This is a genomic window from Roseococcus suduntuyensis (genome assembly GCF_014196305.1).
In the GTDB taxonomy this organism is placed as follows: Bacteria; Pseudomonadota; Alphaproteobacteria; order Acetobacterales; family Acetobacteraceae; genus Roseococcus; species Roseococcus suduntuyensis.
This window is the reverse complement of sequence record NZ_JACIDJ010000001.1, coordinates 600,187-614,392: the sequence shown is the minus strand read 5'-3', so window position 1 is coordinate 614,392 and position 14,206 is coordinate 600,187. Positions and strand designations below refer to the sequence as shown.

Sequence of the window (14,206 nt, the reverse complement as noted above, 5' to 3'; positions counted from 1 at the left end):
CCGGCCGCCATCCTCCACCCGCGGCGGCCCGGCGGGAAGTCTTTGGGCTTGGCGCCCCCATCCCCCCCTGCCATGCTCAGCGGCAATGCGGCGCAGCAAGCGCCGTGAATGGAGGAATTCATGTCCCTGACCCGCCGCATGGCGCTGTCGGCCTTGCCGTTCGCTGCCCTGCCCCTCGCCGCCCAGGCCCAGACCCAGGCCTTCCCCGACCGCAACCTGCGCTACATCGTGCCCTTCCCGCCGGCCGGCCTGACCGACATCATGGCGCGCCTCGTGGCCCAGCGCCTGTCCGACACCTGGAACCGGCCGGTGGTGGTCGAGAACCGCGCCGGCGGCAACGCGCTGATCGGCGCCGACGCCGCCGCCAAGTCGCCGCCCGATGGCCACACCCTGCTGGCCATCACCATGACCCACACGGTCAATGTCTCGCTCTTCCCCAACGCGCCCTACAACCTGATGCGAGACTTCGCGCCCGTCTCGGTGCTGGGCTCGCTGCCGCTGGTGGTGGTGGTGAACGCCAACAATCCCGCCCGCACCCTGGCCGAGCTGATGGAACAGGCGCGGTCGCGCACCATGAATGGCGGCTCGTCCGGCAATGGCTCCCCGCCGCATCTGGGGCTGGAGCTGTTCCGCCAGGCCTCGCGCGCCGGCACCAACATCACCCATGTGCCCTATCGCGGCGGCGCGCCCTCGGTGACGGACCTCGCCGGCGGCAACCTGGACCTGATCGTCTCCAACCTTCCCGAATGCCTGGGCCAGATCCAGGGCGGCCGCCTGCGCGCGCTGGCCACCACCGGCACGGAACGGCACCGCCTCATCCCCGACGTGCCCACCGTGGCCGAGGCCGGCGCGCCGGAACTCACCATGACCAACTGGACCGCGGTGCTGACCAACGCCGCCGTCCCTGCGCCCGTCTTCGCGGAGATCAGTCGCGCCACCCAGGGCGCCATCCAGCACGCCGACACCCGCCGCCGCGCCGAGGAAGGCGGCTTCGACGTGCTGGGCTGGGACCCCGACCGCTCCAAGGGCTTCATGGCCCAGGAGGTGGACCGCTGGGCGCAGCTGGTGCGCGAGGCGAATATCCGCGTGGACGCCTGACACCGCCACGCTCCGGGCCGCCGTGATGGACGCGGCGGCCCATCCGCGCTTCAAGGAAGCGCATGAATGACCAGCCACGCCTGAGCCTCGGCGAAGCCGAGACCCTCGCCGCCCGCGCGCTCTCCGCCGCGGGGGCGAACCCCGAGATGGCCCGCCTCACCGCCGCCGCCCTGGTCGCCGCCGAGGCGGAGGGGCAGGGCGGGCACGGCCTCTCCCGCGTGGCCATGTATGCGGGTTATCTGCGCGAGGGACGCGCCAAGGGCGACGCCACCCCGCGCGTGACGGCCGAGCGTGGCGGCGCCGCCCTGGTGGATGCCGGCAACGGGTTGGCCTACCCCGCGCTCGCGCTGGCCGAGGCCGAAGCGGCCGCCCGCGCCATCGCCCATGGCGTCAGCTTCGTCACCGTCACCAACAGCCACCATGCGGGCGCCATGTCGCTGCCCGTGCGGCGGCTGGCCGAGCGCGGGCTGGTGGCGCTGGCCTTCACCAATTCGCCCTACGCCATGCCGGTGCCGGGCGGGCGGCGCCCGCTGCTGGGCACCAACCCCGTGGCCGCCGCCTTCCCGCGCCGCAAGGGGCCGCCCTTGCTGGTGGATCTGGCGCTGTCCGAGGTCGCACGCGGCAAGATCATGGTCGCCGCCAAGGAAGGCCGCCCCATCCCCGAGGGCTGGGCGCTGGACGCCGAGGGCAACCCCACCACCGACGCCAAGGCCGCGCTGGACGGCGCCATGCTGGCCATGGGCGGCACGAAGGGCGCGGCGCTGGCCCTGGTGGTGGAACTCCTCTGCGTCTCGCTGGGCGCCGCCGCCTTCGGCTTCGAGGCCGACAGCTTCTTCGCCCCTTCCTCCAACCCGCCGCGCCTCGGCCACACCCTGCTGGCGGTGGACCCGGGCGCGCTGGCCGGCCACGCCGCCTATCTGGACCGCGTGGAGGCCCTGATCACCGCCATGCTGGGGGATGAGGGCGTGCGCCTGCCCGGCGCCCGGCGCGAAATCCTGCGCGCCAACGCCGTCACCCAGGGCCTGGCCGTGCCCCAGCCCGTGCTGGATCAACTCCATGCCCTCGCAAATTCCTGAAGGCTGGGGCGAGGCGCCCCGTCCCCGCCGGCCGGAACCCGCCCGCATCTGTGGCGTGAATGCCGTGCGCGCCTTGTTCATCCGCCGGCCGGAGGCGGTCATCCGCCTGCATTACCTGGCCGAGCGCCGCCCCGTGGCCGGCCCGCTCTGCCGCTATCTCGCGCGCCATCACAAGGCCTATCGCGAGGTGCTGGACGACGAGCTCACCCGCATCGCGGGCACCGAGCACCATGGCGGCATCGTCGCCCTCGCCGAGCCGCGCCGGGCGCTCCCCATGCCCAACCCGCCGCCGCCCATCCTCTTCGCCGGGCCGGTGCTGCCGGTGCTGGACGGCATCGGCAACCCGCACAACCTCGGCGCCATCGCCCGGGGTGCCGCCTTCTTCGGCGCCAAGGCCATGATCCTGTCCGATGATTCGCGCCAGGCGGACCTGTCGGATGCCGCCTACCGCACCTCGGAGGGCGGGCTGGAGCACATGGCCGTCTTCCGCGCCGAGCATCTGCCCAGCCTGCTGCGCCGCCTCTCGGGCCAGTTGCTCGTCACGGCGGCCGTGGCGGCGGGCGGGCAGCGGCCCGAGGCACTGCCGCGCCGCAAGCCCATCGCGCTGGTGCTGGGCAATGAGGAGAGCGGCCCCTCGCCCGAGGTGCTGGCCTGCTGCGAGGCCCGCGTCACACTTTCGGGCAGCGGCCTGGTGGAAAGCCTGAACGTGGCCGCCGCCACGGCCGTGCTGATGCATGCCCTGATGGCCCCCAAAGCTTGATCCGGCGCCCTCCACGCCCCATTTGCACCTGCGAATGAGTTTCGAGGCCGACAGCACGGACGGCGCCACCAGGCTCCGCTTCACCGGAAGCCTCAGCGCCGCGGACGCCGCGCGCCTCTGGAACGAGGCGCATAAGGCAAGCCGCGGCCAATCCCGCCTCCTGCTGGACGCGAGCGGCGTGACGGAGCTCGACTCCGCGGGGGCCGCTTTGCTCGTCTCCGTGGCGGGCAACGAGGCGGAATGGCGCGAACCGGAGGATGCGGGCGCCGCCGGCGTGCTGCGCCGCTTCCGCTCCGGCCTGGGCGAACCCCGCCCGGCCAAGCCCGCCGCCCCCTTCCGGCCCATCACCAGCCTCGGCGGCGCCGTGCTGGGCATGGTCCGCAACATGCGCACCCGCCTGACCTTCCTGGGCGAGACCACTATGACCGCCGCCGCCCTCGCTCCCCGTCCCTGGCGGCTGCGCTGGGTGGAGGTGCTGCGCCACCTGGACGAGGCCGGCACCCGCGCCTTCGGCCTGTGCATGCTGCTGGGCGTGCTGATCGGCGTGATCCTGGCCTTCCAGTCCTCCATCCCCATGCGGCAATTCGGCGCGGAAATCTTCATCCCGCAGCTGGTTGGCATCTCGCTCACGCGGGAACTCGGGCCGCTGCTGGCCGGCGTCATCCTGGCCGGGCGCACCGGCTCGGCCTATGCGGCCGAACTCGGCACCATGCGGGTGAACGAGGAGGTGGACGCGCTGCGCACCATGGGCCTCGACCCCATGGCCTGGCTGGTGCTGCCGCGCGTGCTGGCGGCCATGCTGGTCATGCCGGTGCTGGCGCTGGTCATGGACATCACCGGCCTCATCGGCATGGGCTTCGTCATGGCGCTGCTGGGCTTCCCGCCCACGGCCGTGATGAACCAGCTGGTGCAATGGATGTCGGTCGGCGACATCATGGGGGGCCTGGGCAAGGCGGCCTGCTTCGGACTGGTCATCGGCTATATCGGCTGCCATGCGGGGCTGTCGGCCGGGCGTGGTCCCCGCGCGGTGGGCGACGCCGCGACCTCGGCCGTGGTCGGCGGCATCGTGGCCCTGGTGGTGCTGGACGGCATCTTCGCCGTGCTCTTCTTCCGGCTGGGCTGGTGATGGCCCAGGACGTCGTAAAGGCCGATACTGCGAAGACGGATGTCGTCATCACCGCCGAGGGCGTCGCCATGCGCTTCGGCACCAACACCGTCTTCCAGGACGTGACCTTCGAGGTCCGACGCGGCGAGGTCTTCGTCATCCTCGGCGGCTCGGGCTGCGGCAAATCCACCCTGCTGAAGCTGCTCATCGGCCTCATGCCGCCCTCCGCCGGCACCATGACCGTGCTGGGCGAGGAGATGGCCAAGCTGGAAGGCGCCGCCCGCCGCGACCTGCTGCGCCGCATCGGCGTCATGTGGCAGTCGGGCGCCCTGTTGGGCAGCCTGACGCTGGCCGAGAACGTCATGCTGCCCATCGAGGCCCACACCAAGCTGCCCGAGGCGGCCCGGCGCATGATCGCCATGGCGAAGCTCGGCCTAGTCGGCCTCTCCGACGCGGCCGATCGCCTGCCGGCCGAAATCTCGGGCGGCATGCTCAAGCGCGCCGGCATCGCCCGCGCCATGGCGCTGGACCCCGAAATCCTGTTTCTGGACGAACCCAGCGCGGGGCTGGACCCCATCACCTCGGCGGGGCTTGACGAATTGATCCTCTCACTCGCGCGGGAGACCGGCACCACCTTCGTGGTGGTGACGCACGAACTGCAATCCATCCTGGCTATAGGGGACCGCTGCATCATGCTGGACAAGGAGGCCCGCGGCCTCATCGCCGAGGGCAACCCCAAGCATCTCCGCGACCAGAGCGAGCACCCCACCGTCCGCGCCTTCTTCCGGCGCGAGGCGCGGGCGGGGGTCTGACGCATGCCCCAGTCCCGCCGCACCCAATTCTCCGTGGGCCTGCTGGTCCTGACCGGCCTCGTGCTGGCGGTCGGCTTCGTGCTGTTCCTCACGCGCGACCGCATCCGCTCGCAGGACGCACTGTTCGAGACCTATCTGCGCGAGAGCGTGCAGGGCCTCGAAGTGGGCTCGGCCGTGCGCTACCGCGGCGTCGCCATCGGCCGCGTGACGGAAATCCGCCTCGCCTCCTCCGAATACCGGCGGGCGGAGGGGCAGCCCTTCGCCGGCGCCTTCCAGCTGGTGGTGGTGCGCTTCGCCGTCAGCCTCGAACGTGTGGGCGAAATTCCCAGCATCGGCGACGCCGTGGCCCAGGGCCTGCGCGCCCGCCTGGCCAGCCAGGGCATCACGGGCGTCGTCTATATCGAGATGGACTTCGTGGACCCCACGCGCTCCCCGGTCCCGACGCTGCCCTGGACGCCGCGCTTCGACTTCATCCCCGCGACACCCTCCACCGTGGCCCAGGCGCAATCCACCCTCGAACTGGTGATGCGCCAGGTGGAGAACGTGGATATCGTGGGCTTCGTGTCCAACGTCGACGGATTGCTGACCGACCTGCGCCGCGTGGCCCAGGGCGTGGATGTGGGCCCGGCCATGGCCGAGTTGCAGGAATTGGTCCGTGAGGCACGCAACGTGGTGACCGCCAGCGACGTTCCTGGCCTCATGCAGGAATTGCGCGCCACCACCACCGCCACGCGCGGCATCCTGGAAGGCGAGGAACTGCGCGCAACGCTGGCCGCGCTGACGCAAACGACGGCCGCCCTGCGCGAGACCACACAGCGCCTGCCGGCCACCATCACGCAGATCCAGGCCACGCTGCGCGCCGCGCGCGGCACCACCACCGACCTGCAGGCCGAACTCGCCCCCATCCTGCGCGACCTGCGCTCCACCACCAGCAATTTGCGGGAGACCACGGAAGCCTTGCGCCGCTCGCCATCCCAGACCCTCCTTGGCGCGCCGCCCCCCCGATGACGCGCCACCTCTCCCTCCCGCGCCGTGGCGCCCTGCTGGGACTGGTCGGCCTCGGCGGGTGTTCCGTGCTGCCCGACCGCCCCTTCGTGCCCACGCGCCGCCATGCCCTCTCGCCCGAGCGCCCGGCCGGCCTGCCGCGCCCGCACGCGACGGGCCAGGTGCTGCTGCTGCGCACGGTGCGCGCCGCCCCGGGCCAGGAGGTCCGCGGGCTGCGCCGCATCGCCGCCAACGGCACACTGGACATCGCCTTCTACGAGGAATGGTTGGCCCCGCCCGCCGAGCTGGCCGAGGCAGCGCTGCGGCAATGGCTCATCGCCGGTGGTGGCTTTTCCGCGGTGGCCGCCCCCGGCACGCGGCTGGCCACGCCACTCGTGCTGGAGGCGGAGCTCACCGCGCTGGAAGCCTTGCCCGCCCAAGGACAGGCCCGGGCCGGCGTCGCCGCGCTGCTGCTGCGGGAGACGGGCGCCCTGGCCGATGCCCAGGTGCTGGCCCAGCGCAGCTTCGTCGCCACCGCCCCCCTGGCCGCGAGCACGGCAGAGGAAGCAGGCCTGGCCCAGGCGGCCGCCATGACCGCCGCCTTGGGCCGCGTCTTCGCGGAGATGGAGGCCTGGATCACCGCCGCCGTTCCGGAATCGAGACGGCGTTAACGAATACGTCAGGATTCCCACCCTAAATCTCACCGGACGAGACAATCCTCCACCGGAGAGACGTGAATGTCTGACAGGACCCAAGTGCCTGCCAGCCCCTTGTGGGCTGACCTTTCGCGGCGCCTGTCTCAGGCGGGCATGGGGGCATGACGGCGGATATCCGTCCGGATCGCAGCCTTTGGGACGAGGTGTGGAATGACTATGACCGGCGCGCGGCCGTCCATGGTGCGCCGCATCGGCCCAGCGCCCCCACGCCCAGGCCATCCACCCCCCCGAAAAGCCCGGCCGCGCCCCGCCGGCCCTGGCGCCTCCTCTCACACTTCATCCCGCGCCGTCTTTGGGGCTGGCGCCGCTCGGCCCTGGCCCTGGTGGCGCTGGTCTGCCTCTATCTGGGCTCGCCCATCGCCTCGGCCGTGCAGTTCGCCGTCGCGGTGCAACGCGCCGACCCGGCCACCCTGGCCTCACGGGTGGACTGGTCGTTGCTGCGCCCCGGCATCGAGGCAAGGCTGACCGAGATCGCGTCCACGCATATCAGCGGCCCGCCGCCGGCCTTCCTGGAGGAGCTGAAATCCTCGCTGGCGGACCGGCTGGCCTCGCCCGAGGGGCTGGCGCGCGTCCTGGCCCATCACCTGCCGCCCGAGGGCGGAACGGGCTTCGGCCAGGCGATGCGGCAGGCGCGGCCCATCTCGCCCGGGCTGTGGCAGGTGAGCCTCGCCTCGCCCCATGCGCCGCACCAGCCTGTCCGGCTGACGCTGCGCCTGACGGACCCGCTGGCGCTGCAATGGGCCGTGGTGGCGGTGGAACTGCCCGGCCGGCTGGGGCCCTGGCCCTGACCTTCGCGGCCCTGACCTTAGCGGACCCCGCCCTGATCACCGCGCGACCGGCGGGGCACGCACCGTCAGCAGCAGGGCCAGCCCCACGCCCAGCAGAACCAGAACCACCGCCATGCCCCAGCGCTGGCTGCCGGTGGCCTCCGTCACGATGGCCAGCGCGGCGGGGCCCAGGAAGCTGGTGGCGCGGCCCGACAGGGCGAACAGCCCGAAATGCGCCGCCATCTCGGCCGGCGGCGCCAGCTGCGCCATCAGGCTGCGCGACCCTGCCTGGGCGGGCCCGAAGAACAGCCCCAGGCTGACGCCCAGCACCCAGAACACCGCCTTGCTCTCCACCGTCAGCATGGCCCCGCCCACCACCATCAGCGCCAGCAGCGCGGCCAGGATGGTGGGCTTGGCGCCGATGCGCTCCTCCACCCAGCCGCCGGCCACGGCGCCGATGCCGCCCGTGACGTTGAGCGCGATGCCGAAGAGGAGGATCTCCTCGAACCCCATCCCGAAGACGCCGGCGGCGAAGACCGCGCCGAAGACGAAGAGCACGTTCAGCCCGTCCGTGTAGAACAATCGCGCCAGCAGGAAGCGCAGCACGGGCGGGCGGGCAGGCAGGCGGCGGATCAGCGCCAGCAGTTCCGCCAGCCCCGCCCGCGCGGCCGCACCCCAGCCGCGGCGCACCCGCGGCGGGTCGGGCACCCAGACCAGCACCGGCCAGGCGAAGACCAGGATCCAGACGGCCACCAGCAGCGCCGTGGCGCGCACATGCTCGGCCGCGCCCCGGTCGAGCGGCAGGATGGGCGGGTCCGGCTGCACCAGCAGCACCAGGCAGGCCACGAGGCAGGCCAGCCCCCCCGCATAGCCCAGCCCCCAGCCGATGCCCGAGACACGGCCGATGCGCGCGCGGCTCGCCACATCCGGCAGCATGGCGTTGTAGAAGACGGTGCCGACCTCGAAGGCCAGGGTGGCCAGCGCCACGCAGGCCAGCGCCCAGAGCGCGTAGCCCGGCGCGGGCTCAGCGAACCAGATGGAAGCGGTGAAGGCCGCCATCAGCACCGTGCTCATGGCCAGCAAGGCCCGCCTGCGCCCCCCCGCATCCGCGATGGCGCCCATCAGCGGCGACAGGACGGCGATGCCCAGCCCCACCAGCGCCTGCATCCAGCCCCACATCACCTGGCCCGTCACGGGGTCGGGCGCGATGCCCTGGGTGAAATAGGCCGCGATGACGAAGGTGGAGATGACGGTAGGAAAGGCGCTGTTGGCCCAGTCATAGCTCGCCCAGGCCCATTCGCGCCGGTTCATGCCACGGGCCTCCGAGTTGACGCGGCGCGAAGCCTCTGCCGATTGTGCCCCCCCACCCCAGCGGAAGAATGCATGACCGCCCCGGACCTGCTGCGCGAGCACCCTGCCATTCTCGTCTTTCTCCATTTGCCCCGAACCGGCGGCACCACGCTGCATGAGGCCCTGTCCCGACACCATGCGCCAGACGAGATCTGCCCCATGCGCCTCAACCGCCTGGAATTGCTGCCGGCGGACAAGCTCGCGCGCTACCGTTTCTTCTCCGGCCATTACCGCTTCGAGCACTTGGCGCTGACGCCCACGCCGCGCGTGACCGTCACGGTCCTGCGGGAGCCCCGCGCCCGGGTCGTGTCCCTCTGGCAGCATTGGCGCCGCCATTGGCCATCAGCCGGGGAAAAGAACGAAGGCGTGCGGCTGGCGCAGGAGCTGGGCCTGCGGGACTTCCTGCGCTCGGACCACCTGGAGGTGCTGGAAGCCTTCGACAACGCCCTGGCGCGGCAGTTGGCGGGGGATTGCCGGGCCCGCTCGCCCGGCCTCTACACCCGCTGGGCCTGGAACGACCGGGCGCCCCTGGCGGAGGAGGCGATCGTCGAGACCGCCTGCCGCAACCTCTCCAGCTTCGACCTGGTGGGCTTCACCGGCGCGCTGGACAGCTTCCACGCCGCCGTCTGCGACCGCATGGGCTGGTCCGGCCCCGCGCGCCTGCCCCGTACCAACGGCCATGACCAGGAGGTGCCGGGGCTCTACGCCGTCCCGGACGAGCCCATCCCGCCCGAGACGCAGGTGGAGCTGGATCGCGTCACCCGGCTCGACCGGCGGGTCTGGGACTACGCCCTCGCCCGGGCGGGCGAGGACATCGTCTGGACGCCCTGAAGGCGCCCCTCAGGCCAGCGCGGCCAGGGCCCGCGCCGCCACGGTGGCCGAGGCGAGGTCCGCCTGCCGCGCCGCCTCGCGCGCCAGCGCCACGGCCTGCGGCCCCTCGACCTTCTGCCCGGCCAGGATGGCCGCCGCCAGCCGCGACTGCGTGGCGCGCAGGTCGGCCAGAAGCGCGGCCCGCGCCCGGTCGCCGAAGGGCCCGCCGATGCGCAGGCGGCGCAGCGCCTCGCGCAGGGGTTCGAAGGCGAAGCGATGCCCTGCCTCGGCCCAGGCCTGGGCAGCCTCGCCGGGCGTGACGCCGGCCCGCGCCGCCAGGGCCACGATGCTGGGCGCCGAGGCCAGGCGCGGCGCGGCCGCCACGAAGGCCGCCAACCCCGCGGGGAGGTCGGTGCGGCAATGGGCGTCGTCGGGCAGGGCGGTCTCGGCGGCGATCAGCGCGCCCACACCCTCACGCAGCGCGGCGAGGCGCTCCGCGATGTCCCCGCCCTCCAGCAGTTCGACCGTCGCCGCCTCCAGCAGGTCCCGCAGGACGCGCTGGGCGTCGAGACGCGGGCCGGGTTCGGCGGCCTCGGCTTCCTCGAAACGCTCCTCCAGACCGTAGAGTTCGCTCGCCAGCCAGGCCGCGCCCACCACGGACACCGGGTCGGCCTCGGCGGTCAGGCGCCCGAGTGCCGCGCAGCCCAGCCGGTTCGCCACCTGGTTGGCCAGGGCGGTGGCCGTCAGGTCGCGGCGCAGCTTGTGGCCGGCCAGGAACTCCGCGAAAGGCGGGACGCGGAGCGGCGTGGGGAAATAGGCCTCCAGCAGGGGCGCGAAGACGGGCGCGTCGGGCAGGGTGCTCTCCGCGAGCGCGTCGGTCAGCCAGAGCTTGGCCACCGGCAGAAGGGCCGCGATCTCGGGCCGCGTCAGGGCCGCGCCCTCGGCCTCGCGCGCCGCCATCGCCTCGGCGCCGGGCAGCACGGCCTGCTGGCGGTCAAGCAGCCCTTCCGCCTCCAGCCGCGCCATCAGCGTGGCCTGGCCGGGCAGGCCCGCCGCGCCGGAAAGCGCCTCCAGCGAGACGGCCACCGATTGCAGCGCGTTGTCGCGCAGCACCATGGCCGCGACCTCGTCGGTCATCTCGGCCAGCAGGGCGTCGCGGCTGCGGCGGGTCAAGCCGCCTTCCGCCTCGGCCGCCGCCAGCAGGATCTTGATGTTCACCTCGTGGTCGGAGGTGCTGACGCCGGCCGAATTGTCCAGCGCATCGGTGTTCAGGCGCACGCCGGCATGCGCGGCCTCGATGCGGCCCGCCTGGGTGATGCCGAGATTGGCGCCCTCGCCCAGCACGCGGGCGCGGAGTTCCCGCCCATCCACGCGCAGCGCGTCATTGGCGCGGTCGCCCGCCTGGGCCTGGGTTTCGGTGCCGGCCTTCACATAGGTGCCGATGCCGCCGAAATAGAGCAGGTCCACCTCCATCCGGAGAATGGCCTGCATGACCAGCGCGGGCTCCGCGCGGTCCATCTTCAGCCCCAGCAGGCGCTGCGCCTGGAGGGAAAGCGGGATGCTCCGCGCCCCGCGCGGAAACACGCCGCCGCCGGTGCTGATCAGCGCGGTGTCGTAATCCGCCCAGGAGGAGCGCGGCAGGCGGAACAGCCGCTCGCGTTCCTCGAAGCTGCGCGCCGGATCGGGGTCGGGATCGAGGAAGATGTGCCGGTGGTCGAAGGCGGCCACCAGCTTCGTCTGGCGCGAGACCAGCAGCCCATTGCCGAACACGTCGCCCGACATGTCGCCCACGCCGGCGCAGGTGAAGGGCGCATCGTGGATGGAGCGGCCCAGCGCCTCCTGGAAATGGCGTTCCACCATCACCCAGGCGCCGCGGGCGGTGATGCCCATGCCCTTGTGGTCATAGCCCGCCGACCCGCCGGAAGCGAAGGCATCGCCCAGCCAGAAGCCGTATTCGGCGGAAAGCCCATTGGCGATGTCGCTGAAGGTGGCCGTGCCCTTGTCGGCGGCGGCGACGATGTAGGGGTCGTCGCCATCGCGCCGCACCACGGAAGGCGGCGGCACCACCTCCGTGCCGTGCAGGTTGTCGGTCACGTCCAGCATGCCGCGGATCAGCGTGGAATAGGCGGCGATGCCGGTGGCCATGAAGGCCTCGCGCTGGGACGGGACCGTGCCCTTCAACACGAAGCCGCCCTTCGCACCCGTGGGCACGATGACGACATTCTTCAGGCGCTGCGCCTTCATCAGGTCCAGCACCTCGCTGCGGAAATCCTCGCGCCGGTCGGACCAGCGGATGCCGCCGCGCGCCACGGGGCCGGCGCGCAGGTGGCAGCCCTCCATGGACGGCGAATGCACGAAGATTTCCCGCCAGGGGCGGGGCTGCGGCATGTCGCCCGCCGCGGCACTGTCCAGCTTGAAGGCGAGGTAGGCTTTGCCCTGGTAGAAATTGGTCCGCAGCATGCCGTCCAGCATGTGCCGCAGCCGGGCCAGGATGCGGTCGCAATCGGGGTCCGCCACCGCGTCCAGCAGCGCGTCCCACCGGGTTTCCAGCGCGGCCTCGTCGCGCGCGGCGGCCTCAGGGTCGAAGCGCGCGGCGAAGATTTCCAGCAGCAGCCGCGCCGCCTGCGGGTTCGCCACCAGCGCCGTCTCCACCGAGCCCTGCGAGAAGGCGAAGCCCACCTGCTTCAGCCAGCGGAACATCGCCCGCAGCACCCAGCATTCCCGCCAGGACAGGCCCGCGCGCAGCACCAGGCGGTTGAAGCCATCCGTCTCCGCATGGCCCTCCAGCAGGGCCGACAGCGCGTCCAGCAGGGGCGCGAAGCGTTCCTCCGGGCAATCCGCCCCGGCCTCAAGCTGGAAGATGTGCAGCACCAGCCCCTCCACCCCGCGCGGGGCCAGCCGATAGGGCTGCTCCTCGATGGCGCGCAGGTCGAGGCTCTCGAACAGCGGCAGCACGTCGGCCAGCGCCAGCGCATGGCCGGGACTGGCGAGGCGCAGGGTGAGGCGGCGCGGGCCTTCGCCGGGCAGGTGGTGCAGCTCCGCGCGCGGGCGCTGCGCGGCCAGCGCGGCCTCGGCCAGATGCAGGTCGGCCAGGGCCTGGGCGGCGGTCACGCCATCGCGGTAGGAGGCCGGGAAGGCATCGCCCCAGCGGCCCAGCAGGGTGGTGGCGCGGGCCTCGCCCAGCTCCTCGCTCAGCGCCTCGGCCAGGCGGTCTGGGAAGGCGCGCACGGCCTGGGCGATCGCGGCTTCCAGCGCGGCGTGGTCGGGCATCACCGCATGGGCGGGGTCCGTGCCCACGATGTAGTGGATGCGCGCCAGCGGCGAATCCCCGAGCGCAATGTGGAAGGCGGACAACCGCCCGCCATGCGCGCGGGCCAGGATGCCGCCCACCTTCTCGCGCTGCTTCGTGTCGAACCCCTCGCGCGGCAGCCAGGCGATGATGGAGACGAAGCGCCCGAAGGGGTCGCGCCGCGTGAACAGCGCCGGACGCGGCCGGATGGCGAGGTCGAGTGCGATGCGTGCGCCTTCCAGCACCGCCTCCTCGCTCGCCTGGAACAGTTCGTCGCGCGGCCAGGTGTCCAGCGCGTTGCGCAGCGCGCGGCCGTCATGGCTGTCGGGCCGGATGCCGGAGGCGTCCAGGATGCGCTCCACCTTGCCACGCAGCAACGGGATGGAGCGCGGGTTGCGGTTGTAGGCGGCCGCCGCGAACAGCCCCACGAAGAGCCGCACGCCCAGCACGCGCCCTGACGCATCCTGGATGCGCGTCGCCACCACATCGGCGTGCTGTGGGCGATGCACGGTGCTGCGCATATTGGCCTTGGCCACCCGCACGGCCTGCACGCCGAGCAGCGAGGTCCGGATGGCCTCCGGCAATTCGGGCAGGCCGCGCAGCGCGTCGAAGACGGGCAGCGTCATGTCGCGCAGCAGGCCGAGATTTTCCTCGGCCACCATGCGCGCGCCATCCGCGTCCAGCATCAGGCGGCGGTGGCCCAGCAGCACGAAGTTCTCGTCGCGCAGCCAGCCCAGGAATTCCGCCGCCTCGCCATGGCCGCGCACCTCCTCGGCCGCCTGGTCCAGCAGGGAGAGCATGGCGGGGAAGTCCCGCACGGCGAGCTGGGTGTCGGCCAGGGTGCGGCGCAGCGCGGCCTCCACCTCCGCCCAGTCTCCGGGCTCGGTGCCGGGCAGCATGTGCGCGGGCGTCCCGGCGATGGTGACGCGCATGAGGCTTTCGCGCGCCTCGCCCTCGCCCAGGGCGTGCAGGGCGCCGGCGCCGTCGCGCGTTACGGCCAGGATGGGGTGCAGGAATTCCCGCACCACCCGGCCGGAGCGGTTCAGCGAGGCCAGGACGCTGTCCACCAGGAAGGGCATGTCGTCATTGACGATCTCGACCACCGCATGCGGCCCGCGCCCGCCGCCGGGCGGGAAGAGACGCAGCCGGATTTCGCCTGGGGCGCGCTGGGCGGCGAGGCCGGCCAGGGAGGCGGCGGCAGCCGCCAGCGCCTCGGGCGAGCGCGCGGCGAGTTCGGCGGTGGGGATGCCCTCGAAGAGCGGGCGCAGCAGGGGCTGGGCGCCGCGTGGCGCGCCATGCAGCACCCCCAGCGCGCCATGGAAGACCTCCTCGCGCACCGGGTCCGGGGTGTGCGGCGCTTCTGGCATATGCATTCCTTCCTGGGCGCGATTGGCCCGTTCTTGCGGCCGGCTGGCCGGTAACAGCCCTGATCTTGGCCG

At 72.7% G+C, this 14,206-nt stretch carries 11 protein-coding genes; 9 read left to right on the top strand and 2 right to left on the bottom strand.

Annotation, left to right across the window (positions count from 1 at the left end; all coding sequences use genetic code 11):
* Positions 1-120 precede the first annotated feature (120 nt).
* From GGQ83_RS02825 to GGQ83_RS02790, 8 genes are all read left to right on the top strand, one after another.
* Positions 121-1,098 (top strand): Bug family tripartite tricarboxylate transporter substrate binding protein, encoded by a 978-nt coding sequence (locus tag GGQ83_RS02825; RefSeq protein ID WP_184382075.1) that lies wholly within the window; start codon positions 121-123, stop codon positions 1,096-1,098.
* Positions 1,099-1,160: 62 nt separating this feature from the next.
* A complete protein-coding gene (locus tag GGQ83_RS02820) occupies positions 1,161-2,174 on the top strand; it encodes an Ldh family oxidoreductase (RefSeq protein WP_184382074.1) in 1,014 nt (337 codons plus the stop codon).
* On the top strand, positions 2,155-2,934 hold the full coding sequence (locus tag GGQ83_RS02815; RefSeq protein ID WP_184382073.1) for a TrmH family RNA methyltransferase: 780 nt from the start codon (positions 2,155-2,157) through the stop codon (positions 2,932-2,934). Before GGQ83_RS02820 ends, GGQ83_RS02815 begins: the two co-directional genes overlap by 20 nt.
* A gap of 34 nt (positions 2,935-2,968) precedes the next feature.
* Positions 2,969-4,060, top strand: coding sequence for an ABC transporter permease (locus tag GGQ83_RS02810; protein WP_184382072.1), 1,092 nt, complete (start codon positions 2,969-2,971; stop codon positions 4,058-4,060).
* Positions 4,060-4,851, top strand: a complete 792-nt coding sequence (locus tag GGQ83_RS02805; RefSeq protein ID WP_184382071.1) for an ABC transporter ATP-binding protein — start codon at positions 4,060-4,062, stop codon at positions 4,849-4,851. The genes GGQ83_RS02810 and GGQ83_RS02805 overlap by 1 nt, the downstream gene beginning before the upstream one ends.
* A gap of 3 nt (positions 4,852-4,854) precedes the next feature.
* Positions 4,855-5,859, top strand: a complete 1,005-nt coding sequence (locus tag GGQ83_RS02800; RefSeq protein ID WP_184382070.1) for an MlaD family protein — start codon at positions 4,855-4,857, stop codon at positions 5,857-5,859.
* Entirely contained in the window at positions 5,856-6,506 is a 651-nt protein-coding gene (locus GGQ83_RS02795) for an ABC-type transport auxiliary lipoprotein family protein (RefSeq protein ID WP_184382069.1), read from the top strand. Before GGQ83_RS02800 ends, GGQ83_RS02795 begins: the two co-directional genes overlap by 4 nt.
* 146 nt (positions 6,507-6,652) lie before the next feature.
* Complete coding sequence (locus GGQ83_RS02790) at positions 6,653-7,339, top strand: DUF2939 domain-containing protein (protein ID WP_184382068.1); 687 nt, start codon at positions 6,653-6,655, stop codon at positions 7,337-7,339.
* Positions 7,340-7,375: 36 nt separating this feature from the next.
* Here GGQ83_RS02790 and GGQ83_RS02785 read toward each other — a convergent pair whose 3' ends face one another.
* Positions 7,376-8,629 (bottom strand): MFS transporter, encoded by a 1,254-nt coding sequence (locus tag GGQ83_RS02785; protein ID WP_184382067.1) that lies wholly within the window; start codon positions 8,627-8,629, stop codon positions 7,376-7,378.
* Between the two features lie 72 nt (positions 8,630-8,701).
* On the opposite strand from GGQ83_RS02785, the gene GGQ83_RS02780 reads away from it, so the two are divergent.
* On the top strand, positions 8,702-9,499 hold the full coding sequence (locus GGQ83_RS02780) for a sulfotransferase family 2 domain-containing protein (protein WP_184382066.1): 798 nt from the start codon (positions 8,702-8,704) through the stop codon (positions 9,497-9,499).
* Positions 9,500-9,508: 9 nt separating this feature from the next.
* Here the strand turns inward: GGQ83_RS02780 and GGQ83_RS02775 are convergent, their stop codons facing one another.
* Positions 9,509-14,134 carry an NAD-glutamate dehydrogenase gene (locus GGQ83_RS02775; RefSeq protein ID WP_242534838.1) on the bottom strand — a complete coding sequence of 1,542 codons (4,626 nt, stop codon included), beginning with the start codon at positions 14,132-14,134 and terminating at the stop codon, positions 9,509-9,511.
* Positions 14,135-14,206 lie beyond the last annotated feature (72 nt).